This window comes from Pradoshia sp. D12, from assembly GCF_008935075.1.
Classification (GTDB): domain Bacteria; phylum Bacillota; class Bacilli; order Bacillales; family Pradoshiaceae; genus Pradoshia.
This window is the reverse complement of record NZ_CP044545.1, coordinates 2,158,345-2,183,284: the sequence shown is the minus strand read 5'-3', so window position 1 is coordinate 2,183,284 and position 24,940 is coordinate 2,158,345. Positions and strand designations below refer to the sequence as shown.

The 24,940-nt window shown below is 35.1% G+C and carries 22 protein-coding genes and 2 pseudogenes; 17 read left to right on the top strand and 7 right to left on the bottom strand.

The window, feature by feature from the left end:
* Positions 1 to 9 precede the first annotated feature (9 nt).
* From F7984_RS10430 to F7984_RS10420, 3 genes are all read left to right on the top strand, one after another.
* Positions 10 to 732, top strand: coding sequence for a hypothetical protein (locus F7984_RS10430; protein WP_140461537.1), 723 nt, complete (start codon positions 10 to 12; stop codon positions 730 to 732).
* 496 nt (positions 733 to 1,228) lie between these two features.
* The gene (locus F7984_RS10425; protein WP_140461536.1) at positions 1,229 to 1,636 is read left to right on the top strand and encodes a hypothetical protein; all 408 of its coding nucleotides are present in this window, start codon (positions 1,229 to 1,231) and stop codon (positions 1,634 to 1,636) included.
* Positions 1,603 to 4,341 carry a reverse transcriptase domain-containing protein gene (locus tag F7984_RS10420; RefSeq protein WP_308810537.1) on the top strand — a complete coding sequence of 913 codons (2,739 nt, stop codon included), beginning with the start codon at positions 1,603 to 1,605 and terminating at the stop codon, positions 4,339 to 4,341. The genes F7984_RS10425 and F7984_RS10420 overlap by 34 nt, the downstream gene beginning before the upstream one ends.
* A gap of 528 nt (positions 4,342 to 4,869) precedes the next feature.
* On the opposite strand, the gene F7984_RS10415 is transcribed toward F7984_RS10420, so the two are convergent.
* Entirely contained in the window at positions 4,870 to 6,021 is a 1,152-nt protein-coding gene (locus tag F7984_RS10415) for a YhgE/Pip domain-containing protein (RefSeq protein WP_140461534.1), read from the bottom strand.
* Positions 6,022 to 6,150: 129 nt separating this feature from the next.
* On the opposite strand from F7984_RS10415, the gene F7984_RS10410 reads away from it, so the two are divergent.
* From F7984_RS10410 to F7984_RS10400, 3 genes are all read left to right on the top strand, one after another.
* On the top strand, positions 6,151 to 6,735 hold the full coding sequence (locus F7984_RS10410; RefSeq protein WP_066103403.1) for a TetR/AcrR family transcriptional regulator: 585 nt from the start codon (positions 6,151 to 6,153) through the stop codon (positions 6,733 to 6,735).
* 78 nt (positions 6,736 to 6,813) lie between these two features.
* Positions 6,814 to 7,431 (top strand): metal-binding protein, encoded by a 618-nt coding sequence (locus F7984_RS10405; protein WP_192796799.1) that lies wholly within the window; start codon positions 6,814 to 6,816, stop codon positions 7,429 to 7,431.
* A 436-nt stretch (positions 7,432 to 7,867) separates the two neighbouring features.
* Complete coding sequence (locus tag F7984_RS10400) at positions 7,868 to 8,110, top strand: hypothetical protein (protein ID WP_066103409.1); 243 nt, start codon at positions 7,868 to 7,870, stop codon at positions 8,108 to 8,110.
* Positions 8,111 to 8,499: 389 nt separating this feature from the next.
* Here F7984_RS10400 and F7984_RS10395 read toward each other — a convergent pair.
* Both F7984_RS10395 and F7984_RS10390 read right to left on the bottom strand, forming a co-directional pair.
* Positions 8,500 to 8,814, bottom strand: a pseudogene (locus F7984_RS10395) (transposase); the annotation flags it as partial.
* A gap of 41 nt (positions 8,815 to 8,855) precedes the next feature.
* Positions 8,856 to 9,305, bottom strand: coding sequence for a NanQ anomerase/TabA/YiaL family protein (locus F7984_RS10390; protein WP_140461532.1), 450 nt, complete (start codon positions 9,303 to 9,305; stop codon positions 8,856 to 8,858).
* Positions 9,306 to 9,831: 526 nt separating this feature from the next.
* Between F7984_RS10390 and queF the strand changes: the two genes are divergently transcribed.
* The 4 genes and pseudogenes from queF to F7984_RS19385 all read left to right on the top strand — a co-directional run.
* On the top strand, positions 9,832 to 10,332 hold the full coding sequence (gene queF / locus F7984_RS10385; protein ID WP_066103416.1) for a preQ(1) synthase: 501 nt from the start codon (positions 9,832 to 9,834) through the stop codon (positions 10,330 to 10,332).
* A gap of 55 nt (positions 10,333 to 10,387) precedes the next feature.
* Complete coding sequence (queC, locus tag F7984_RS10380; RefSeq protein WP_140461531.1) at positions 10,388 to 11,059, top strand: 7-cyano-7-deazaguanine synthase QueC; 672 nt, start codon at positions 10,388 to 10,390, stop codon at positions 11,057 to 11,059.
* Positions 11,059 to 11,598: a VUT family protein gene (locus F7984_RS10375; protein WP_066104272.1), complete on the top strand. Its 540-nt coding sequence runs from the start codon at positions 11,059 to 11,061 to the stop codon at positions 11,596 to 11,598. The genes queC and F7984_RS10375 overlap by 1 nt, the downstream gene beginning before the upstream one ends.
* Positions 11,599 to 11,648: 50 nt before the next feature.
* Positions 11,649 to 11,809, top strand: a pseudogene (locus F7984_RS19385) (IS3 family transposase); the annotation flags it as partial.
* 64 nt (positions 11,810 to 11,873) lie between these two features.
* Here the strand turns inward: F7984_RS19385 and F7984_RS10370 are convergent.
* From F7984_RS10370 to F7984_RS10360, 3 genes are all read right to left on the bottom strand, one after another.
* Positions 11,874 to 12,584, bottom strand: coding sequence for a hypothetical protein (locus F7984_RS10370; RefSeq protein ID WP_140461530.1), 711 nt, complete (start codon positions 12,582 to 12,584; stop codon positions 11,874 to 11,876).
* 391 nt (positions 12,585 to 12,975) lie between these two features.
* Positions 12,976 to 14,637 carry an FAD-dependent oxidoreductase gene (locus tag F7984_RS10365; RefSeq protein ID WP_140461529.1) on the bottom strand — a complete coding sequence of 554 codons (1,662 nt, stop codon included), beginning with the start codon at positions 14,635 to 14,637 and terminating at the stop codon, positions 12,976 to 12,978.
* 656 nt (positions 14,638 to 15,293) lie between these two features.
* The gene (locus tag F7984_RS10360; RefSeq protein WP_139891851.1) at positions 15,294 to 15,863 is read right to left on the bottom strand and encodes a biotin transporter BioY; all 570 of its coding nucleotides are present in this window, start codon (positions 15,861 to 15,863) and stop codon (positions 15,294 to 15,296) included.
* A 200-nt stretch (positions 15,864 to 16,063) separates the two neighbouring features.
* Between F7984_RS10360 and F7984_RS10355 the strand changes: the two genes are divergently transcribed.
* On the top strand, positions 16,064 to 17,596 hold the full coding sequence (locus tag F7984_RS10355; RefSeq protein ID WP_140461528.1) for a hypothetical protein: 1,533 nt from the start codon (positions 16,064 to 16,066) through the stop codon (positions 17,594 to 17,596).
* Positions 17,597 to 17,699: 103 nt separating this feature from the next.
* Here the strand turns inward: F7984_RS10355 and F7984_RS10350 are convergent, their stop codons facing one another.
* Positions 17,700 to 17,984 (bottom strand): hypothetical protein, encoded by a 285-nt coding sequence (locus tag F7984_RS10350; protein ID WP_066103440.1) that lies wholly within the window; start codon positions 17,982 to 17,984, stop codon positions 17,700 to 17,702.
* 88 nt (positions 17,985 to 18,072) lie between these two features.
* On the opposite strand from F7984_RS10350, the gene helD reads away from it, so the two are divergent.
* The 6 genes from helD to F7984_RS10320 all read left to right on the top strand — a co-directional run bounded on the left by helD (position 18,073) and on the right by F7984_RS10320 (position 24,512).
* Complete coding sequence (gene helD / locus F7984_RS10345) at positions 18,073 to 20,313, top strand: RNA polymerase recycling motor HelD (RefSeq protein WP_225983576.1); 2,241 nt, start codon at positions 18,073 to 18,075, stop codon at positions 20,311 to 20,313.
* Between the two features lie 126 nt (positions 20,314 to 20,439).
* Entirely contained in the window at positions 20,440 to 21,348 is a 909-nt protein-coding gene (locus F7984_RS10340) for an ABC transporter ATP-binding protein (protein ID WP_066103443.1), read from the top strand.
* A complete protein-coding gene (locus F7984_RS10335; protein WP_140461527.1) occupies positions 21,345 to 22,100 on the top strand; it encodes an ABC transporter permease in 756 nt (251 codons plus the stop codon). Before F7984_RS10340 ends, F7984_RS10335 begins: the two co-directional genes overlap by 4 nt.
* Before the next feature lie 23 nt (positions 22,101 to 22,123).
* A complete protein-coding gene (locus tag F7984_RS10330) occupies positions 22,124 to 23,029 on the top strand; it encodes a DUF1848 domain-containing protein (protein WP_139891855.1) in 906 nt (301 codons plus the stop codon).
* 47 nt (positions 23,030 to 23,076) lie between these two features.
* Entirely contained in the window at positions 23,077 to 23,937 is an 861-nt protein-coding gene (locus F7984_RS10325) for a CvfB family protein (RefSeq protein ID WP_140461526.1), read from the top strand.
* An 11-nt stretch (positions 23,938 to 23,948) separates the two neighbouring features.
* A complete protein-coding gene (locus tag F7984_RS10320; RefSeq protein ID WP_066103452.1) occupies positions 23,949 to 24,512 on the top strand; it encodes an HAD-IA family hydrolase in 564 nt (187 codons plus the stop codon).
* Positions 24,513 to 24,940 lie beyond the last annotated feature (428 nt).

Sequence of the window (24,940 nt, the reverse complement as noted above, 5' to 3'; positions counted from 1 at the left end):
GGTGGAATTATGAAGAAAATAGCGAAATGGTCAATCATAACATTGCTTATCGGTGGATTAATAGTTTTTCTTAGTATAGTTGATATACAAAAAATACAAGTTCATTATGTAAATACGTTGTGGCGAAATTTAAATTTTATTTCTACTACCCTATTCACGTTAATACCCTTAATCTTTATAACCCTCCTGATGGTATTCATAGGTCTTAAAAAATGGGCTTTTCGTGTTGAGAAATTAACCATTGGTGGATTTAATGTTTTATTTGATAATCCAAACCAATTGTTTAAAAGGCAGTTACGTACGTTCTTAGATACAAAACGAACGTTATTTAAGGTGGATTTTGAACATGACAATATAAAGGAAACACTAGATTCTTATTTTGAAGTATATAAGTTTGTAAGAGATGAAATTAAGATACTAGGGGATGCAAAAAAAAGAAAAAGTAATAAAGTAAGCAAAGAGACTAATCTATATGATTTGTCTAATGAAATCATAAAAGAATTAAACAATTTCTTGACTACGCACCAAAGTAACTATCGACGTTGGTATACATACATAGAAAAAAGTGATGAAGAAACTTTTTATATGAAACCAATAGGTGAACTACAAGAAAGCTACCTTCATTATGAACAACTAAAAAATGATTTTGAAAAACTGAATAAATTCTTTACAGAACAGGTTGCAACAGAATTTGACATTAATATTGAGAAATGGGGAATCCAGAGTGCATAAAACATTTATTAGTTATCATTACTAAATCGAACAAGATTTTTAAAAATGAAATAACTGTAAAGTTTAGCGGAAGGATTTTATTGATTCATCTGTTGCCAGCAGGTATGGGTGAATTACCAACGTCTTTTTTGACTCTTAAATAACCATGGTGAATCGTAACATAAGTAAGTGAGGTTACTGGGAGAGGTCGTCATTTTAAAAATTGATAGTGTGTCGTTTTTATTAATAATTATTTAAGCTCTCAATCATACTATATAAAGCAATACAGAAAGAATAAAAGTTAGTGATATAGTATAAATTAGTCACAATAAATAGGCGTATGTTGGTAATAGTGAGTAGAAAACTATTGTGTGGTTGAATATACATTAATTGTAAAACAACTATACTTAAAGTATGGGGAATTTATGTTGCTAGAGTATTAAATGTACTTGATTACATACAGAAAGCTTGGTAAGTGAAATGAGATTATATTTTTTTGAAAGAGAGAGTTTGTTTAATGATTAAAGATCCATTTGGTAAAGAGGAGTTATATATTGCTTGGATGAGATGTAGAAACGCTATAGTCCAAGATGTAACAAAGTTTAAAATACATTCAGAGATGAGTTTTTATGATACTTATATCGATCAAATAATATTGGATCTTTATCATAGATTGAAGAATAACCAGTATAGGTTTTCTAATAAGCAAATTTTTTTAATGCCTAAAAATAATGGGTTATTAAGAAAAAACTCTTTTATGGAAATCGAAGATCAAATAGTGTCGCATGCAATCTTGAATTTTATAGGAAGAAAATTAGACACTAAATTTTACTATTGGAGTTGTGCTAACAGGATTCCAAGAAAAAAACAAAATTCTCTGCTGCAACATTCATACCTTATTTTAAACAGTACAATAAATTTTTAAATCAAACTATTTATAAAATACAAGCAGGGAATAGATGGGTATGTGAGACAGACCTTGTTTCTTATTTTGATCATATTGACCATGACATTCTAATGAGTATGTTAAAACGACATCTCAAAGATGAAACTTACTCTTATATCATAAGAATACTAATTCCAACCTATTTAAAAAGCTTTTATTCACTAAAAGGTAATAGAAAAAAGTCAGATAAAGGTATTCCCCAAGGAGGGGCTTTGGCCTATTTTTTAAGTAATTTATATTTAAATGATTTAGATCATAACATGAAAGAATTTACGAAATTTAATTATATTCGTTATGTAGATGATATAAGGATTTTGGGGAAGACTAAACAAGAAGTAGAGAAAAGTCTATTATATTTGCAGGCTCATTTATGGGAATTAGGTCTAGAAATAAATGCTGGTAAAACAAAAGTATATAAAGTTGAAGATGATGAAGAATTAGAAGAGTTTAGAAAAGAGCAAAAAGAGAAGTTGTCACCGCTACAAGATGAATCTGACGAAGAGTTGTATAAGTTACTTCAGCAATATAAAGATGAAATAACTAAAAATGAAAAGATTCCGCAAGCTAAAGGAGATTTCAAGGAACTTGAAAAATTAAGAAAGAGGAAGGTTAATTTTGCAGCTAATAATTTAATTAGAAAAGGTGATCCCGCATCCTTTCCTTTATTGGTATCACAAATGGATACAAAACCTGAAAAAGTAACCTATTTATTAGAAAAGCTTTTCAACTATAGATTTAAAGAAAAGAACCTCAATGTAGTTAGTATTAATAGTATCTATTTAGATCGTCCTTATGAAATCTATGTTGGTGCGGCAATAGCAAATTTGCACAATTGGAATATCAAACTTCGAGATGAATTGGGTAAGGTGATTCCCAGTGATACGGGTATTGTTGAATTATATTTATTAAATACCTCAAAATCTCAAAAGGTAGAAATATTTATTTTAACTACAGTTATTAATAAATGTTTTAATAGGTTAGAGAGAACAAATCCTTATCTAATTAATTCTATTATATATCATATGTCAAGGAGTACAGGTGCAAAAGGAATAGGCTTCTCAACACGGTTCAAGTCAGCAATCATTGATAAAATTATAGAAAAAAACATTTATGAAACAAGTAATTGTGGCCAATTTATAGTAGATGCCTTTTTAAAAGATTCATCATTACTAGAACAGTTTGAGAATTCAAATGAGAAGATGCATATAGCTTTTTTTAATTTTTTGAGAAGAGAATATCAGGAATTATATAAGCTACTGATTGCAAAGAATGTCCAGGAAGCAGTTTTGGAACCAAGTGAAGGATTTTTCACACTACATAGCTTACATGCTACATTTAATAGTGTGAAAGATATCTATATTTTCTTAAAAAAGGTTATTACCTTAATTAAGAATAATAATCAATATATGAATAATCCTACTTTCGTAAACTCCAAAAATTTATGGATAAAAACTTCTATTTACCATGATATGGAGGTTAGATTAAATCCAAACCCAGTAAAAGATAGAAGCTTATATTTGAGTGCTCCAGAAGAATTTTTTGATAGACAGCATATCAAAAATGAATTAAAGATATCTTTTAGAATAGGCCTAATTGCTTTTAGTCTCTTCCTTAAAGAAATGGATAAAATTAATAGTTTAAATTCTATCTCATTACAGTTTAATCCAAAGAGAGTATGGAAGAATAATAGTGACGCATTTAAAGAAGTCTATAGTAAAGATATTATACTAAAATCTCCTATACAAGAAGTCTTTTATGAGTTACTGAGTATTATTGAAAAACTCACTAAGAAAAATCCTCGATCAAGATTATCTATACTAAGTTTTAATGACTACTTAGAAAATAAAAAGGGAGATGAGAAAAGAATGATGAAGTTTTTTATTAGTCACTCAACTAAAGATAAAGGAAGAATAACTCCCTATATAAACTTAATAGAAAGTAATGAAAAAAAGCATAAAGCACTTTTAGATACTCATGAATTCATTCCGGGAAAATCTATAATAGGAGAAATAACTAAAAAAATTGATGAAAGTGACATAGTAATAGTGTTTTATTCAAGAAATGTAGCTGAAAATTTCAAATGGGTAATGGAGGAAGTAGAATATTGTATAGAAAAAGAAAAACCTTTTGTCTGTGTGCTTTTAGATGATATTCGAGTACCACCTTTGTTAAAAGGTGAGATAGAAAAGATAAACTTTGTGCATAAAGATAATATAAGTATTAAAGAAATCCAAAGTTTTCTATATAAATTAGAAGGAATGGATGTTGAAGAAATAAAAAGTAAATTAAATTTAGAAAAATCGAATCCAGCCTATAGATTTATTCAGTATTTAAATGAAAAGGAAGTTGCGCCCTTAAATATGTTACTGAGCGATAAATTTTTTAATATATTTGATGTTCTTACTAAAAGTAAAGAATGCAAATTAACTCCTGCAAGTATATTCAAAACTAATCTAGATGGTACGGATATAAATGCATTACCTTACCAAGAAATTATTGATATTCTAAAGTTTTTTGAGCTCATAGAAACACAGGATTCTGGTCCTTTCGTTATAAAATTAAAGTTGCAAAATAGCAGCTTCCATAGTTGTATAAGAGAAGCTAAAGATAGATATGGATTATATTGGAAAGAGTATTTTAGAGATGCTATTAAAATTGAAGAGTATAAAAATCAAATGAAATAAGATGAGGTTTATTAAATGCAGTTCAGGTATACAAAGTTGACTATAAAAGGCAGCTTGCATGGACTGAGATTTAAATAAAGCAGAGAAACATTTAACTTTTATTTTAATATAAACTGATACTTACACTTAATACACCATCGGGGTGACGGTGTATATCTTATATAAAGGATAGGATTGTTTTGCTTTTGGGAAATTTCAAGAAGTATACAGTTTAGGAGAAAACCAAAATTAGAATAATTAGAATCACATCCAATTAAATAAAAACCTCATTTAAATAGATTCCTGTGAAACGTAAAAATCATGAATAGGTACGGAATCGAAAGAGACTGGGACAAATCTACGAATATACAAAAAAGCCGTTAGAGTTTTACGACGAGTAAAATTCTAACGGCTTTGATTTTAAATCTACTGATGTACCTGTTTCTATTCATGCTTAAGTAGTATAAGGCACTTAAAAGGACAGATCTAGTTGGATTGACTGAAGTCGAATATTCAGAATGTTGTCAGAGCACATCAATATAAATACACTTATTTAGCTTTAGTTTTTTGTGCACGTACTGGTTTAAAAATAGACAGAACATACATCACTAAACCTGCAATACCAATTCCTAAAATGGTGTTGAATGATTGGCCAGTATAGAAGCCGCTACCGAAATAGAAGATTTCACGTAAACCTTCAGAGGCAAATCGGATAGGAACCCATGGACGAATGAAGTTTACAAAGAAATCAGGAAGCATTTCTTGTGGTGTCATTAAAACACCCATACCTAACAGCATTACAACCATGAATAAGGTAATGGCTGGTTTACCGATCCATGCAGTTACTCCGGAGACTAATAAAAAGAAACAGAAGGCTGCAAACGATACGAACGAACCAACCAAGAAGTAGCTAGGCATATTAATACCAGCGATTAAACCAAGCGTTGCAACGGTAAAACCAGAGAATAGGGCAATAATTATGCCGAATAATGCTTGACCTCCCATTAGGTGTAACGCTTGTTTCCGAGTTAATAATTCTTTTTTCAAAATGTTTGAAGAAGCTAAAAATACTATGAAACCACCGATTAACGCACCTACCCAAGCAGGAACTGCCATTAAGGTTGGAGCACTTCCGTTTGCAGTTGAGGCTGTAACGGCATTGAATACTTTTTCTTCAGAAACAATCGGATTCACAAGTACAGCTGCCTTGTTAGCCTCGATTTGTTGACCGTCCATTTGCGCAATAAAATTTGAAGAATATTGGTTGTTTAATTGGGTAATTAAAGCAGTTAAAGCAGTCTTAGCATAGTTCGCACCAGTTATGTTATAACCTTGGTTAATATATACCTGTAAAGTTGCTGGAGAGTTGTTAGTCAGCGCATTTTGCAATGTATCATTATAACCTTCAGGAATGACTAATGCAGCATAATACTGTTTATCATCAAATAAATCTTCAATATCTTCTTCTTTTTCATTTGTAAAAGCTAACATTGGTTCTTCGCCGTCAGTGCCTTTACTCATTTGTTCAACTGCCGATTTCACGGCATCTACATGTACGCCTTCATCATTTACTATAAGTGCAACTGGTAAATTTCTTACTTGTGGGTTACCTTGAGCAAATAAATTTAATGAGAATAACGCAATAATTAAAATTACTGCAATAGGAGCAGCCCAAGCTAATTTTTCTTTAAATAATCTCAATCAATTTCTTCCTTTCTTAATAAACAACATATTGTTCAGTAATATTTATTCATTTTATAATCAAGGTATAAACAGAAGCAATGAACAAAAGTGAACAGCTTGTTCATTTTTAGAAATAGAGGGATTTTTGTGAGTATTTATGAAGAAAAAAACCGTAAAACTAAACAACTAATTCAAATGTCATTTTTGCAAATTTTAGAGAATAAGCCGTTTGAACAAATTACGATCGGGGATATAACAAAAACCGCACAAATTAATCGAGGAACTTTTTATTTACACTATCAAGATAAATTCGATTTGCTTGATCAAATAGAACAACAATTGTTTAGAGATTTAGGAAATCATATTGACGAATTACAATCTCGCTACTCTTCCATACATACATTTGAAAATGGACAAGAGCAAATAGCTGCTTCTCTATTTAGTTCAATTAAAATGCATGCACCAATATTAAAAATTTTCTTAAGCAATCATGGTAGAGCAGGTTTTCATATTAGATTCAGGGATGCCTTTTCAGAAAAAGTACGTTTGAATTTAGAGAAAAATGATAGCATTAATGCAAGGTTAAAGGCCCCTATGGAATATTTTTTATCTTTTATCACATCTGCTTTTTTAGGATTAGTCGAACAATGGGTTCAAAATGGTTTAGACAAAACACCAGAAGAAATGACAGCTCTATATATTGATATTATTTCTTTTATTCAAAAGAAGTAATGCGACTTTTGAATCTGGGAAAATTCATTCTACAATTCTGAATCATGCCTAGATAAAAAACCAAAATTATTGGCTTTTTTGTTTTTTCGACGACGAACAGAAGAGCGAACACTTGTTTTGAGCGAAAATGTGTTCCCAGCTCTGATTATCCCCTATAATGGAAAACAATGGCTGGTTCAGGAGAACCGTCATAAAAGAACAAAACGGAGGATTAGGGTGGCAAACGGGAAAGCGCATAAGAAAATAAACCTAGTATTTTTAGCTATTGGAATTGGGGCCGTATTGATCAGTTCTCAACAATATGTGCATGGGATTTCCGTGATTATAGGATATCTCTTCGGCACTTATTGGATGAACCCTGATTTGGATATAAAAAGCAATCCGTATCGGAGGTGGGGATTCTTACGGTTCATGTGGATTCCCTACCAAAAATTTAAGCATCGCTCCATCTGGACACATGGGTATGTGATTGGAGATATCATCAGATATCTGTATATGATGGCTTGGATCATGCTGGGAGCAGGAGCGATGAGTATCCTGACAGATGTGCCATATGGAATTTATATCAATCATTTAGAGGAATTCGTTATTCAACATAAGTTGTCTTTCTTATCCTTTATTGTCGGGAATATGCTTTCATCTACCGCACACATTTTGACCGACCATGCTTCAACCACTTTCAAAAAGGTCTTTTAGCCAAAATCCAAATCCCTTCTCTGCTAGGAGAAAAGGGATTTTTAGCATTTCAAGATGGCTTGTCGTTCGTCAAACTTCAATATGTTCTCTCAAATCGAAGCCATTTTAAATACACTTCGTCTTAAAAATAGGCTGTTTTCGTAAAGATTGTTGCTTTATAAAAAAGGCTGATTTATATCCATTTTATGGTACGGTTAGATTATAGTAGCTTATTGAACAAACGGGGCAGGTTAGCGAAAAAAGGACTTATATTATTTTTAAAGACATATATATAATAATGGTTTTACATACCACCGGGAAAATAAACGACATATATAAAGACATCAAGCTTGACCAAGGCATTATAATTAAGTTCAAGAAAGAATGTCCTCAAAGAGAATATATTTATACAAAATGGCTTGTAAGCTATTTTGTCGAACGATTAGGGGGTAATATGGTGAGTGAAATAGATAAACGCAACAGATTAAAGGAAGAGCCATTCAATTACCAAATAACGAAAAAAGGGACAGTGATCATCTATTACGAAGGCAAGCAAATCAAAATTGTAAAGGATGGGAAGGCTGCGCAACTTATAGAAAAATTAAATGCAGCAGAAGATATAATGGAAGTACAGCTTTTATTAGCTAAAATTACAGGGAACTTTAAACACGGCAACGAAAAAAACGGTAAAAATAAATAAACAAATTCATTCCTCGGAGATTTGGCTATAAAAGACGCTGCTAGAAATTTATAAATAAGGATCTTTTATATATCAATGTTGATTATACAAAGACAGGATGGCAGTGAAAGACGGGCGATTCCTGCCCGAGCAGTGGGACAGGTTAGATCCCAAATTATTAAACAGTGGCGTTCATCCTAGAAAGATTAATGCTTTTTTGTGGTTGAATATCTTGTTGAAGTAAAGGGGCAGGTTCGTATTATATAGTTCAGCCAGAACTTTCTGGTTGAACTTTTTTCATTTGAATTTAATCTATCAGTAGCCAGGGTAGAACGTAAGGGGCAGTGGGACAAATGATCCCGTCCGCTAAACTGTTCACCCCCTACTTGTAGAAATATGTTTGAGGCTGGTTCATCTCTACCTCCACGCTTCTTAGCCTTTCTATCAATTACTTCTCGGCCTTTGAAAGACTCTTTGAAAAAGGTCTCATCGCTTTCGATAATTCCTTTTAAAGTTTGAAATCCCAATGAACGAAGGGCAAAAAGCACCTTATGTCGCCAGTAAAATGCGGTAGACAAATGGATTTTTAGTCTTTTGGCAATCTTCGGCAAGGTGTAACCCTCAACTATTAAATGAAAGAAAGTAGACCACTTTCCAAGATAACGAGTGCCAGATATAGGAGTGTTAGTTAGGTCGTTGAAAAACTTTCCGCAATCACGACAAAGATTAAGAGAGGCAAAATCATGAATTGATTTTGCCTCTTCCATTAATCACACAATACTTTTACTACTGCTTTTTTTACAGTTTGCGGTTGTTGCACACAAACACCTGGCATATGAGCATCTTGGGGCATAAACACAGCAAAACATCCTTCTTTCACGATAAGATGATTACCCTCGCCATTCAAGAACATAACATCATTTTCTTTTTGTTCCTCTACGACTTCTGTATCTTCCTTATTTATATAAACCATTCTTTCCTCGCCTTTAATGACGTATTGGATATCCGTATATGAGTAATGAGCTTCCAGGCGACAGTCTTCAATGAGCTTTGTTTCATACTCTTGAATCATTACGAAGACCTTGTCATTTTCAATTTCATACTTTCCTACCGGCAAGGCTTGCAAATCATTTTCCATTAAAAAAGCGAAGGCTTTCTTTAATCTAGGATGCACTCCATCATATAATGGAGCATTTGATAACTGATCGATAATCATATATGTTTCCTCCGATACGTAATATAAGTATATAAAATAGTAACATAACCAGTAATAGCGATACAAGAACTTGTATACAAGTCTGGTTCGTATGATATGAAAAACCGAAGGAGAAAGAAATAATTGAGTTTGATTAATAAACCATCAGACCTTTAGATAATAGTCATCTGGCCATTTATTTGTGTAAAATTGCCAAAATACTTTTATCGTCTAACTTGTGTTTATCATTTTTAGCTCAGCTCCATATTTTATGAAACACCCGTGATTCAACTTACATCTGTTAACTTTTTTCCTTTTATAACCATTATCGGGTGTGATATGATAAGATGTAATTAAAATAATATCTGAAGATTTTCAGGAGAGGTTCATAGCGGATACCCTCTATAAAAAACTATGGATACATGTCATTCTCGCCATGTCCATATATTGGACGTGGCTTTTTTGACTTTCTAAGTAGTTATTTTTATAGAAAAAGAGTATGGCCCTCCTTGGAATGATTAGATATCTAATTCAAGGAGGGTTATTTATGTCTGGTCGACAACAAACAGAAGGATTAGAGGATTTAACGTTATTGGGAAATCAAAATGTGAAGTATGCATTTAATTATGCACCTGAAGTATTAGAGTCTGTAGATAATTTACATTCAGACCGTGATTACTTTGTTAAGTTTAATTGCCCTGAGTTTACAAGTCTTTGCCCAATTACGCAGCAACCGGATTTTGCGACCATGTATATTTCGTATATTCCAAATAAAAAAATTGTAGAAAGTAAGTCACTAAAATTATATTTATTTAGTTTCCGCAATCATGGAGACTTCCACGAAGACTGTGTCAATATCATTATGAATGACTTAATTAAACTTCTGGATCCTCGTTATATCGAGGTATGGGGCAAATTTACTCCACGCGGGGGTATATCAATCGACCCTTGGTGTAACTATGGCCGTGCAGGTACGAAATATGAAGAAATCGCAAATCATCGCTTAATGAATCACGATTTATATCCCGAAAAAATTGATAATCGCTAACTGAGTGTTACCACAATTCGTTAAAATCCTTTTATCTTGGGAGGGGGGAAAGATCATGAAGCAAGAAAAAGCATTAGTCGTGTTTAGCGGCGGACAAGATAGTACGACATGCTTGTTCTGGGCAATGAAAAATTTTGGAGAGGTAGAGGTTGTGACATTTAATTATGGGCAACGACATGCATTAGAAATTGAATGTGCAAAACAAATCGCTAATGAATTAAACGTCCATCAACATATTTTAGATATGTCATTACTTAATCAACTTGCTCCGAATGCATTAACACGCGCTGATATTGAGGTGAAGGATGGTGCGGAAGGAGAGTTGCCATCAACGTTTGTACCGGGTCGCAATTTATTATTTTTATCTTTTGCAGGTGTATTAGCGAGACAAATTGGTGCAAAGCATATTATTACAGGTGTTTGTGAAACAGATTTTAGCGGATATCCAGATTGTCGTGATATTTTTATAAAATCATTTAATGTCACAATCAATTTATCAATGGAAGAAGCCTTTGTTATACACACACCTTTAATGTGGTTGAACAAAGCAGAAACATGGTCCTTAGCAGATGAATTAGGTGCATTTGATTTTGTGAAAGAAAAGACCTTAACGTGTTATCACGGTATTAAAGCGGACGGCTGTGGTGAATGTCCCGCTTGTAAGCTGCGTCTGCAAGGAATGCACACATATTTACATACCAAACAGCATATAGGAGGATCAATATGATACGCATTCTATTCTATTTAGTATCAATTGTAACGGCAAATGTACTGACAGCGCGCTTTGCTCCATTAGAATTTTGGATATTCATTATTCCAATGGGATCGTTCTTAATTGGTGCAACCTTTATCTTCCGTGATTTGGTTCAAAATAAACTTGGTCGTAAGAGGACCTATGGTTTTATTTTCTTAGCTTTAGTATTATCAGCAACTGCATCTTATTTATTAGGAGATACTCTAATTATCGTCGCAGCCTCTGCGCTATCATTCTTAATCGCAGAAACAACAGATACAGAAATTTATACACGTTTAAAACTTCCGATGGCTTGGCGTGTCTTTTATAGTGGAATGGTTGGTGGTTTATTAGATTCAGTTGTGTTCGTCATTGTAGGACTAAGCCCATTAGGAGCTGGATATATTCCTTGGTCAGCTGTACCAGCTGCAATTATTGGTCAGATTATCGTGAAAACGGTTATGCAAATGATTGGTGCATATCTATTAGGGCAAGGGTTGTCTTATAAAGAAAAATATCTGGCGAAAGTATAAAAAAGTACAATAAACAAAAAGAACTATCAAATGGCTTTTCCGATACGGTTAAGGGCTTATTGAAGTCCGAGCTTCTTTTTCTCCGGGAATTTAAGAGTTTGGAGTATTTTGAGAAAGAAATGGCGGACTAAATCCATTATTACAATCACAAAAACAAATGAAGGCGAAATTAAAAGACCTGAGTCCAGTTGAATACAGAACTCAGGTCTTGAAGCAGCCTAATTATATATGTCTAAATTTCTTGAATCAGATCACACGGGAACCGCTTTTATTTCTTAATGTTTACAGGAAATCACTTTTACACTTTTGACTTTTCCTTTTACCGCTTCTGGCAGATATTCATACGTTTCAAATGGCTTTGGTTGGCCTTTTTTCAAGCTGTCCGCATAGCCTGACAAGACTGCGACCATTTGGTTATTTTCATCTAGTAAAACGGCTGCATAGGATGCATCAAACTCTTCATCTGTCGAATTCACAAGTTTGCCTGTTACTGTGTACATTTTGTACTCATCTTCTTTTAATACAGGGTTTTCCACATTAACACCGACATATTCCTCAGATGCCTTGTCATACTCAGGCACGCAATACACTTTGGCGATGTTCTCTTGTTTGATAGGTTCTTCAATAAAGAGGGTATTCGAAATATAGGTTTTCTCCCCTGGATTGACAATGTGCGGGTAACTGCTTCCGCCCATTTGGGCACCTAATACATTTCCGTCTTTGTCTTCTGCCGCTAAGTCAAAAGAATACAACACTGCTGGGATGTTGCTGGTATTTTCCAGTTCGGCATAGTAGTAAATGGTCGTGTCATCACCGGTTTCGATATAATATTTTTCTTGGGTGAATTCCAAGTTGACTTCCTGCTGATCGTTTTCTTGAACGTTAGTGGTGGTAGAAGTTGTTTCATTGTTTGTGTCTTTTGTTGCGTTCGAACAAGCCGTCAACAACAACGCTCCAAACATAATAATGAAAAATCGCTTCGTCACTGTTGTGCACTCCTTTGGTGAAATTAGGATCTTATTATAGCATGGAAGGGAGAGGTATTTTACTGTAATTTCCATTTACAAATAATTTCCAGTTAGAGATGTTGCGTTAATGAAGAACGAAGGAGGAGAACAACATGAATATATTTTTTGAGAAATGGTATGAATTTCCAAATAATCTAAAAAAACGTGAATGAAGCACTGAGTAAAAAAGAACAAGTATCTGGTTGTTCTTTTTGTCTGTATTACCATGGAACGGTCTTTAGTACGGTTAACCATTTTAAAAATGGAGGTATTTTTCCTTTTGTATAAAAGAAGAAAGATATTGATAGAAATAACAAAAGCATAAGAACTTTAGCTGTTCAAATGCTTTTGTCTGGGTTTAAAAAGTCTCTTATTTTTTATCCTTACAGTGCATGGAAGCTACGTAACCAAAGGTCATACCTGGTCCCAATGTTGCTCCTGGCCCAGGGTAAGAATGCCCCATAATGGATGATGAGCAGTTACCACAAGCGTATACATTATCAAATACAGTGCCGTCTTCTTTGACAACCCTTGCTAATTCGTCTGTAACTACCCCGCCTTTAGTGCCGATATCCCCTGGGTAGACTTTCATTGCATAGTAGGGGGTCTCATTGATTTCAAGTAAATTTGGATTTGGCAAAGAAGGATCGCCGTAATATCGATCATGTGGCGTTTCACCTCTATGGAAATCTAAATCCTTACCATTTCGAGCAAATTCATTGAATCTGTTCATTGTTTTAACTAAATTTCCTTTTGGGATATTTAATTTATTTTCTAGTTCTTCGACTGTGTTCCCTTTCAAAACAACATCATTGTCATAGTATGCTTGAGGGAAATCTTGCCCAGGGAAGAGGCCGGTAAAGATATATCTTTTCTTAGCCCTTGCATCTAAAATAATCCAGGAAGTGATGGCTTTCCCGTCTGTTTTTTCATTATGCTCATACATTTTATCAACGAATTCATGATATGGAGTCGGTTCATTAATATAACGATTTCCGTCTTGGTCAACGATAATCATATTCGGCAAGCCTCTATCTGCTACTAAGAAAAATGGCATACCCAAATGATTAATGACAGTAGGTGCACCCCAAACTCTGTCCATTAAACCAAACTTCGCATTCAATTTTGCGAAAGGCTCAATAATATCACCAGTTTGACCTTTTGGTGAGCTTGTCCAACTCACATCTTGTGGACTTGGAAGATATTTATCTCTCTTTTCTTGATCCCGAGAAAATCCACCTGATCCAAAAATTAAGCCTTTATTGATTTTGATTGTTACTTGTTTACCGTTTTTGTTTACGATTAGGCCTGTTACTTTATCGTTTTCGTAAATAAAATCAACAAATGGTGAATCAAGCCAAATTTCACCGTTTAAATCTTTGTAAGTTAGAGCCAATCGAGCTATTAAAGCTCTACCTAATGCGGCATAATCTTTTTTGAATAATTTATGCTTAATTAATCGCCATCCAAGTGTTAAAGAAGCTCTTTTTCCTGCCCAGGACCTGGTGATCATATTCACTTTAACGAAATCCTGTCCTGTCATAACGAAACCTTTTGTATCCATAGCAGGAGGGAGAAGCTTGCTCTTCCAATCTTCTAATTTATTTAAATCAATTACTTTGGGCTCGATCGACCGGCCGATCCCTTTTCCACCCGGATGTGTCGGGTAATAGTCAGAGTAATTATTTGCATAGGAGAATCTCATATGTGGGCTTAAATTATGCATATAATCCAGCATTTCGATCCCTTTTTTCAAATAGGTTTCTTTAATTGTATCACTTACTAAATCACCTACAGTGGAATCTAAATATAATTTAGCCTCTTCAAAACTATCGGCTACACCAGCCTCAACTAAATATCTGTTATTCGGAACCCATACACCGCCGCCTGATAAAGCAGAAGCTCCTCCAAAATGCTTTTCCTTTTCAATTAGCAGTGTACTTAATCCCTCTTTTTTTGCAGTAATGGCGGCAGAAAAACCTGTTGCTCCAGAACCGACTACTACTACATCATATTCGTAATCCCAACCCATTAAAAAATCCCCCTTTGAGTAGTATCTGCGCAAAATAACAAAACCCCTAAATAGAAACCATTAAATATTCAGACAATTAAAGTTTACAGTATTTAGAACAGATTATACAATAATATTTGGAAATATTTATTAATTTAATTTCTCAATCAGTAGAAGGACTGAATGGACCCATACTTAGTAAATGACATAAGTGTAGAGAATGAAACGAGAGTTTATTGTAGAAAAATATATAATGTTACACCTGGTATTTAAGAATAATTTAACGAACAATGCCATTCCAATAGGGTGGAAGGTTAGTTTACCAATGGATGCTCAAAAGAAAATAATAGTTGTTATTGAGTTGGCACTTTGAAAATTACAAAATGGTAGAATTGGTTGATGGATAATCTTTTGTGTGACTTTAAATAAAATTTGTTTTTAAGAAAAAATGAAAGGAGTATAGAGGAAATGTTGACTAGTGGGCACTCAAATAGGGTGCCTTTTATTTGGTTTTACAGCACGAATTATATAGTTTTGCATATTTTCTATGGAGTATCTAGTTGCTTTTATGATAACTAGTAGAAATATAATCAGTAATAGAGAAGCTGATAAAAACATACTTTATATCGGCTTACAGATAATACCTTCCCAATATAGCAAAAGATACTCCACCTAATTCAAAGGGAGGAGTATCTTTTAGCTTGAGCTGGTAATAGTTTAGCAGAGTTCAAGCGTTGCCTTATAGTGATGCCGAACCATGCGGCTAGGAATGCTTTAATGATGCCGACTGGTAAAAAAGGATAAATACCTGTTACTAAAGCTTCCTGCCAGGTAAGTGCTGCAAATAGTTTTAACCAAACGCATCCAACGGTTAAGGTGATACACATACCGATTAGGTTTGCGAAAAAAGCTTGACTGTATGTATAGGATGTTTTTTCTAACCATAGCCCAATCAGAAAGGCTGTCGGAATGAATCCGATTAAGTAACCGCCCGTTGGTCCAAATAAAATACCTAATCCGCTTGTGAATTGAGAGAATACAGGTAAGCCTATAAGACCGAGTGTTAAATAGACTAATACTGTAATCGTACTGTGTCTGGATCCCAAGATGGTTGCCACAATCCCAACGGCTAATGTTTGTCCTGTAATAGGAATGAGAGGCAAAGGAATGGTGATTTGGGCTAACAGACAGATGATGGATGCACACATTGCTGCGAGAACTAGCTTTTTCGTTTTATCATGAGCCATAGACAGTCACCTCAACTGAAAAATAAGTAAACCAATTTAAATAATAGGTTAACATATTTTATGGGAAGTTAACAAGATTTGTTTAATAAATAAATGTAAAATTTAAACTATTATAATTTATTGAAAATTCTACCAAATTAAACTAATATAGTGATATTATTTAAATGAGTATAAAGATCTAGAGATTAAGGGGGATTCATTTGAGTAAGAAGGCTATAATTATACCAATTATTACAGGTTTTATCATGTTGCTGCTTTATTATGTGTACAATGTAAGACTGGAAACAACTCTGCCTGATGATGGGTGGGGAAGATCAAGCAATTTGAAAGCATCATCAAAATATCCAATGGAATATTACAGTTATCAAATAGATGATGAGTTATACATTTTTATGCCGGATGAGACAGATGTTTCTCACAAAGTATTGGATCAAAATTTCAACATGTTAAAAGAAGAATCTATCCAAGCCGAAGTGGCGCCGGCAGAACCAATTTGGGCGTCCGAGGGTCAGCTGATTTATATGGATGATGATAAGTTAACCATCAACCAAGAGGGAACGGATCAGGTAATCGCTCAAGACATTACTTCTTTTTCACCTACCCAAGCTGGAGTTCTCTTTTGGAATCAGAATGAACTAAAAGAATATAATGCAGGTACAGGTCAAACAAAGCTTATACATACATATGATCAACCTATTTACACAGGATTGCAGGCTAAAAATGGTAAGTCCTTTTTAGTAGGACTTCAAATATCTGATTCCGAGGTTCATTTTTATTCATTGTATAATGGAAAATTAAAAGAGCTGCTCGAGCATTCAGCAACTGGCGGGGAAACAATTGAGAATATCATCTATGATGCCGGAGACAAAAAAGCTACAGCTATTATCGAAAAATATTCGATGGCACAGGGACAAAGGGCCTATCAAGCGTTGGAGTTAAGCTTTGATTTAGCTACTTCAAAAGTTGAAAAAAATGAGAAGTATACTTTTTATGATGAGAAGAATGGGAGTGAGTTAGATAATCCTCGCTATTTGCAGATTTCCTACCAGGATGATAAGCCGGCAATTTTATTTGTTGCTGAGGGCAGTCGAGTTGCAAAGCGTTCTGGGTATAATGTTTACTATGCCACGCAGCAAAAAGGAGCCTGGGTAGCTGAGAGGAGAAGTAATACGGAAGACACACCTGCCAGACCTCAATGGCTTGATCAGAATTATATAACTTGGCAAACGTTTGATGGGAAGGAATATGTGTTGAACGGCACAACGGATGATGATCGATATATCGAATCTTCACAAAAAATAACCAAAGAAGATTATACCTCCGCTCTATATTATTCTATTTCTGGCATATTCAGCGGCTTTTTTATGCTAGTGCTTGGACTGGTATGGGTTGTTCCTCCATTGGTCTTTTACGGAATCCTGTCGTTTATCAAGAGTGATATTTTCGAAAGGAATGAACGCAGTTGGGTAGAGCCGGTGGGAATTCTGCTCTATATCGGTACTATGATCTATATGCTGAATGAGGTCTTATCAGAAAGATCATTCTTTGCGGCTCCATCATATTTAAACTTCGATGGTAGCTTGATTATTTGGCCTTTAATCATCAGTATTGTTACGTATATGATCTATCGCTGGGTGATGAAGGAAGATACAGGTTTATTTGCTGGGTTATTTTACTACATAGGCTATAATTTGTTAGTTATGACCTGTTTATTTGGGCCATACTTATTGTGAATAACGTTAAGAAGAATACCAGGCAATCATGAAACGATTGTCTGGTTATTTTGTCGTATCGGGTGTATGAATATAACGTTACCTGCAAAATCCCAAAATCAATTTAGTAAGAGATTTCACTGCTCGGTTTATATAAATCAATATAATGGATGGGTAAATCACTAGTGAATGTAATTATTCGTTTAAATATCTTAAAATGAGTGAAAAATTCATCAAATAAGAGAGTTTCCTGTGAATTAAAGTCATACACGGACAAAAATTGTTCCATTATTTCACACGTCTCCGGGTCATTCAATATTCCATGAACTTCAAGCGGCACTTCAAATTTTAAATAAAGATGATCTAAACCAAAATCAGAAAAGACCAAAGCGATTTGATTTCTGTACATGATTCCACCTCCAATAAGCAGTATGGTAATTTGTTTAGTCTTTCAAACAGGAATTCTTGAAATATATAAAGAAAGGATAGGTGAAAGAGTGATAAGTAGTATAAATCAGGAGATTGAAGAGGAGAAACAACGGCTCGAATTTATAAAAAAATACATGCAGGTTGTCATTGATACAGCTGAAACAAACAAAGAACAATTTATGGAAAAAATGAAGGACATTTTTAAAGATGAAGACTGGGTAGAGAGTGCGGGGTATTCGCAGCTTTTAACGAGTGCAAGCTTCTATCAGCTATCAAGGTCCGAACTGGAAAGTTTAATTAAGGCATTACCTAAACCATATTTTGCGCGGGTTGATTTCACTTCTCGTGAGGCTGGCGGAATGGAGAAGCTTTATTTTGGAAAGACATCCTTATTCCAACGTGACAATCAGGAGCAATTGATCATCGATTGGCGTTCACCTATTGCTAATTTATACTATGAAGGCCGGTTGGGAGAAGTGAGTTACACATCAGAAGGTGAAACTTATGACGGTACCATTAGTCTAAAAAGGCAATTCATCATTGAGGATGGAGAGTTGCTTGACATACGGGATATCGATGTTACGACGGTGGATGAATTATTGCAGGAGTCTCTTGCCGGCAGTTCTGCCAATCGATTAACAGAGATTGTTGCAACGATTCAGGAGGAGCAGAATCAAATCATACGAGCGGATTTAAATAAACCTATTATTGTGCAGGGAGCTGCAGGAAGTGGGAAGACAACTATTGCTTTGCACCGTATTTCATATTTTTTGTATCACTATAAAGATGTATTCCAGCCTGAGCAATTATTAATTTTAGCACCAAGCTTTTTATTCCTTGATTATATTTCAGAGGCACTCCCGGAACTCGGTGTTGAGAAAGTAAGGCAAATGACCTTTCAGGGATATGTGGAAGAGGTGCTGGGGAAGAAAATTAAATTGACAGAGGATACTAAGCTTCGTGACATCCTCAAGGATCAACAATTCGTTCACATCTCAAGCATCAAAGGTTCCTCTCTATTTCAAGGGGTGCTTGACCATTATGTTGAAGAAATAAAAACCAGTTTAATGGTGCATGAAGACTTTCGGGTTGATAAGTTTAAATTGTATACAGCAAAACAGTTTAATCATCTTTTATACAATGAGTATACATATTTGCCGCTTTATAAACGAATCGAGAAACTAAAAAAAGTCCTTCAAAATCAAGTACGTTTGAATAAAGATAAAATGCTGAAAAAAGTAGTTCAGCATTATGAGGTCAGAATTGACAGGGCCTTAAACTGGAAGGGTGATGAGAAAAAGCGGAAGCAATACATTTCGCTGGCTTTGGATAAAAAAGAGGCGAGGATCAATGATCTGAAAATGGAAATCAAAAAAGCCGTCCAGGATTATATGAGCTATTTTGATAAGAGAGATATATGGACACTTTATAAAGAATTATACAGCGACCCGGACAGGCTGGTTCAATACTCAGATCATAAACTCAGTAAAAAAGAGGCGTTAGAGCTTTGCGAAAGCAGTCAGAATATCTTTTCTAAGAAAAAATATGAGCTTGAGGACTTGGGCCCTATTCTGTATTTATATGCAAAAATTTATGGAGTTAAGCCGGAGAAAAAGGCAAAGAATGTAGTGATTGATGAGGCGCAGGATTATAGCTTTTTGCAGCTTCAAGGGCTTAAAACAGCTTTGGAAACAGATATGTTTACCCTTGTCGGTGATTTGGCGCAGGGCATCCATTCTTACCGGGGAATAACCGACTGGCAGGAAGTAAGAAAATCCATTTTTCCAAGAGCCATTTATCGAGAGCTGAAAAAGAGTTACCGAACAACCGTCGAGATTATGAATGAAGCCAATCAATTATTAAAACGGCTATCCACTTCATTTCCGGAGGTTGAACCAATCATTCGACATGGCAAACCACCTGTATTTTTAGAGATCACATCTGATGAGGAATGGGCTGAACAGATGTCTAATCAAGTAAGGAAGTTAAAGGAAGAAAAATTCAATACTTTCGCGATTATTACAAAGACTGAGGAAGATGCAGCGATTGTAAATTCCATTCTTAAACAGCATACTGAGCTAGACCTCTATTTACTTGAAGAAACGACATCTATTCCAAAGGATAAAATAGTAATTGTACCGTCGTACTTAGCGAAGGGATTGGAGTTTGATGCTGTATTTGCTGTCACATATAATGAAGTATACTCGGATAACCATGAGATCGATATTAAACTATTGTATGTTGTAATGACCAGAGCTCTTCACCGACTGATACTAATGGGGAAACAGAAGAGGGCATTTATTCTCTAACATTTGTTGGAGAAAATGTCCCTTTTTCTATTTGTTTTGGAAAACACGTTTACCGTATATAGGTAAGCGGTTGTAAGTAGTGTAAAATAGATAAGTAGATTGGATTAGGGAGGTAAGGCAGGGAGAATGAGAAATACAGTTTTAGAAGTCAAATCAATCAGCAAACAAATAGCTGGTTCTGATATCCTTAAAAATATCAGCTTTGAAATAGAAGAAGGCGAAATTTTCGGCTTAATTGGACCCAATGGTGCTGGAAAAACGACCTTAATTCGAGTGATTTGCGGACTTATGAAGAAAAATGCCGGCCAGATTAGAATCATGAATCACGAGGTAGGAACGTCTTTTGTTGACGCCATCAAACATGTAGGAGCTATTATTGAAAATCCAGCCTTTTACGATTATTTAACTGGGTGGCAAAATTTAGAATTATACGCTAATTTATATTCGAATATATCATCTGATAGAATAGAAGAAGTTGTTGAATTAGTCAACCTGACAGAAAGAATCGATGACAAGGTACATACATATTCGTTAGGAATGAAACAGAGATTAGGAGTCGCCCAGGCCATTTTGCACAAACCGAAGATTTTGATTTTGGACGAGCCAACAAACGGGTTGGATCCAGAAGGAATGCGTGACTTACGCAATCATCTTCTCTATTTGGCCAAAGAAGAGAATATATCGATTCTCATTTCCACTCATCTATTATCTGAGGTTGAAATGCTTTGTGATCGAATTGGCATCATAAAAGCGGGTGAATTATTGGAGATCACAAATGTAAAAATGGATCATCATGTGCTTATTATTGAGGTGGATGATATCCAACATGCTCTGGCTGTATTAGATGCAAATTATGAGGTTATTTCATATAAGGGAAATCTTATTCGCTTATCAGTTGAGAAAAAGGATATCCCGATGCTTAATGAAATGCTGGTTCTGAATAAAGTGAGCGTGTATCAGCTTGCTTATGACCAAAATCAGTTGGAAGACACCTTTTTACAGACGATTTCAGCGAGGGAGGTTGGAATTTCGTGAGGTCATTACTTTATAACGAACACTATAAAATGACAAATAACAAAATGGTCAGATACTCCTTTCTGGTGATGCCTTTGTTGATTTGTTTATTACCATTCTTTTTTACAAAACTGATTAAAGGAACAGACGGAAATGTGATTGACTTTATGTCTGTGCTATCCAACTTCCTAATCATCACGATATTTCTAGCGATTGGTTTGGCGGGGAGTATACTGGCTAATGAATTTCAAACAGGAACAATTAAACTGTTATTGATCCGTCCGAGAACAAGGTCAATGGTCTTATTTGCCAAATGGCTTACGATTCAATTGTATGGTATATATTTATTAACCACTACATTTATCTTTTCCTGGCTTATTGGAGGAATCATTTACGGCTTTGGAGCGGGCTATGGGCTTATGTTTCAAAAGTTATTGTTAACGTATGGAATTACGTTTTTGGAATTGATGCTGATTTCAACCTTTACATATGCAGTATCTGTCGTATTTAAAAATAGTGCCTTTGCAATTGGGTTTGGAATAGCTGCGTTACTTGGCGGGAAGTTTATAACGGAAATTGCAGAGTTGCTGGAGCTGTCCCTTGGCAAGATTTTGCTCTTTGCCAATACACAGTGGGACCAATACTTATTCGGTAATACACCTATCCTGTCTGGAATGTCACCAGGCTTTTCGATCATCATCCTTATCATGCATTTCATTTTCTTTTATGGTGTTGCTTGGTTTTTCTTTGCAAAAAGGGATATAACAGTATAAAGTAAAGGCCTGAAAGGGTGAGAATGATGATTATTAGTGCCAGCAGGAGAACAGATATACCTGCGTTTTACTCTGAGTGGTTTATGAATCGAATCAGAGAAGGCTATTATATGAAGGTGAATCCTTTTAATCGTCATCAAACAAAGAAGGTTTCACTTTTGCCGGTAGATGTGGATGCAATTTGTTTTTGGACAAAGAATCCAAAACCGATGAATCCCTATATTCCTGAATTGGTGGAGATGGGCTACCGTTTAATGTTTCAATATACTCTAAATGACTATCCAAAAGAGATTGAGCCAGGGATGCCAAGTTTATCTAACAGAATGAAAGAGTTCCAGTATATATCTGATTTAATCGGGCAGGAGAAAGTAATCTGGCGATACGATCCCATTGTGTTAAGCAATAAAACGAATGTGGAGTATCATATCGAGCGATTTACTCATATAGCAAAACAATTATCCGGGTTTACTACGCGTGTAGTGATTAGTTTTCAAGATTTTTATACGAAGACAAAAGGTAGACTTGCTAATCTGGAAAAGGTGGAGGGCTATCAATTCGATGACTGGCTTGACCCTAACAATCGGTCAGCTTTAAATGCATTGACCCGTACCATTGGTTCAGTTTGCAAGCAATATGGAATGGTACCAGAGACTTGTTCGGAGATTATTGACTTGGATACACACGGAATCAAACATGGCGCGTGTATTGATAAAAACTTTATTGAAGAAGTATTTAACCTGCAATTATCCGGTAAAAAGGATAAATACCAACGGGCTGAATGTGGGTGCATGGAGGCAGAAGAGATGGGTTCATATGATACATGCCCATTTGGCTGCGTATATTGCTATGCGGTAAGAAGTCCGAAGCTGGTGCAGACAAATAGACAAAAACATGATCCAACTAGTCCTTATTTACTGATAAACGGGTAAAATAATGATATACTTAAGGATCGTATAAAGGAAGCGGTGAAGAGTTAATGAGTTATTTACAACCAGGTATTAAAGCAACATTAACAGTGGAAAGAGAGGTTTCATTCGGATACTTTCTTTCTAATGGTGAAGAAGATGTTTTGCTTCACACACATGAAATCGTTGGTGATCTTGAAATAGGGCAAGAAATAGAGGTTTTCTTATTTAACGATAAAGAAGGCCGATTGACAGCCTCCATGAAATTGCCAACCATTACTGAAGGTGATTATGATTGGGTTCCGGTCGTGGATGTTCATCCAAGCCACGGGGTTTTCCTTGATATCGGACTTCAAAAGGATTTATTGATCTCCAGTGACGATTTACCAAAATTAAAAAGCCTATGGCCAGAAGTAGGAGACCAGCTTTATGTTACATTAAAAGTCGACAATAGAGGCAGAATGTTTGGTCGTCTTGCTACTGAAACCGTTGTACAGGAATTAAGCGAGCATGCTCCTGAATCAATAAAAAATAAAGATTTTGAGGGAAGAGCTTACCGTTTATTAAAAGTAGGCACCTTTATTTTAACAACAGAAGGGTACCGCTGTTTCATTCATGAGAGTGAACGTGCGAATGAACCAAGGCTGGGTGAATTGGTCAAGGGCAGAATTATTGAAGTTAAGCCTGATGGCAGTACAAACGGCTCGTTGCTGCCACGTACGCATGAACGCCTTGATGAAGATGCGGAAGCAATCTTTACTTATCTTGAAAGCCGCGGGGGCAGCATGCCTTATTGGGATAAATCGGATCCGGAGTCTATCCAAAAACGTTTTGGTATGAGTAAAGCAGCTTTTAAACGTGCACTCGGCCGACTAATGAAGGATCGCAGAATTACACAAGAGGATGGCTGGACGAAGATAACGAAACAATAAGGGGAATGGATATGAATATACTTTGGGACTTTGACGGCACTTTATTTGATACCTATCCCGGTTATGCGAGAATGGTCAAAAGTGCAGTGGAGACACCTCTTTCGGAGGAAGAAATCTTTTCCTTGCTAAAGGTGTCGTTTGGCCATGCGTTCAACGAACTTAAGCTAACCGAAGAACAAATTAAACATATTCATATACTTGAAAGGCAGTTAAAGCCCTTGGATTTCAAACCGTTTCCGGGAGTGAAGAATGTGCTGGAGGCAGCGGATTTAAATGTAATCATGACGCATAAATACCGTGAAGGTGCCGAGAGTATTTTAAAAGCAAACGGAATGGATCAATATTTCACAGAAATAGTAGCCATTGATGACGGATATCCAAAAAAACCTCATCCAGCAAGCTATCAGTACCTGCACGATAAGTACCGTATTGATCTCGCGGTTGGGGATAGGGAGTTAGATATTTTACCTGCCAAAAGTATTGGAATCAAAACCTGCTTATTTCAGAATGATACGCCAGGTGCGGATTATTATGTTAATAGCTATGAAACGTTTTTTGAGATTGTTAAAAGATAAGTTAAGTTCAACAGGTGGAGAGAGAACAAATTGTTCTTTCCCACCTGTTTTGCTTTTTATGGATAGATTATAACGAATCCCTTGCTGGAAATAGATTTTTAACATATATACTTTACTAATAAGATTGCTGGATTAGGAGAAAAGAATAGATATGAGGTTAAATAGCCATTAATAGAGCCGTTATTCAGAATAATAGAGCCAATTTTAGTGATAATAGAGCCGATTCTGACTAGAATTCAGCCGAATTCAGCAATAATTGAGCGAATCAGTAAGGAAATAGAGCGGATTAGTTTTCCATTGGATATTTTCTCAATCTTTAGGATGTATAGCGATAAATGAACATCCCATGAGTACAATTATGTAATTCAGTATCTGTAAGGGTTATTTCACATATTTAAGATTTACATTAAATTTTGAATCCTCAAAGC

Coding starts and splice junctions, on each gene's coding strand:
- F7984_RS10330 (WP_139891855.1), top strand. CDS start 22,124: ATGATGATTATTAGTGCCAGCAGGAGAACAGATATACCTGCGTTTTAC.
- F7984_RS10340 (WP_066103443.1), top strand. CDS start 20,440: ATGAGAAATACAGTTTTAGAAGTCAAATCAATCAGCAAACAAATAGCT.
- F7984_RS10425 (WP_140461536.1), top strand. CDS start 1,229: ATGATTAAAGATCCATTTGGTAAAGAGGAGTTATATATTGCTTGGATG.
- F7984_RS10350 (WP_066103440.1), bottom strand. CDS start 17,984: ATGTACAGAAATCAAATCGCTTTGGTCTTTTCTGATTTTGGTTTAGAT.
- F7984_RS10360 (WP_139891851.1), bottom strand. CDS start 15,863: ATGGCTCATGATAAAACGAAAAAGCTAGTTCTCGCAGCAATGTGTGCA.
- F7984_RS10430 (WP_140461537.1), top strand. CDS start 10: ATGAAGAAAATAGCGAAATGGTCAATCATAACATTGCTTATCGGTGGA.
- F7984_RS10320 (WP_066103452.1), top strand. CDS start 23,949: ATGAATATACTTTGGGACTTTGACGGCACTTTATTTGATACCTATCCC.
- queF (WP_066103416.1), top strand. CDS start 9,832: ATGTCTGGTCGACAACAAACAGAAGGATTAGAGGATTTAACGTTATTG.
- queC (WP_140461531.1), top strand. CDS start 10,388: ATGAAGCAAGAAAAAGCATTAGTCGTGTTTAGCGGCGGACAAGATAGT.
- F7984_RS10365 (WP_140461529.1), bottom strand. CDS start 14,637: ATGGGTTGGGATTACGAATATGATGTAGTAGTAGTCGGTTCTGGAGCA.
- F7984_RS10390 (WP_140461532.1), bottom strand. CDS start 9,305: ATGATTATCGATCAGTTATCAAATGCTCCATTATATGATGGAGTGCAT.
- F7984_RS10325 (WP_140461526.1), top strand. CDS start 23,077: ATGAGTTATTTACAACCAGGTATTAAAGCAACATTAACAGTGGAAAGA.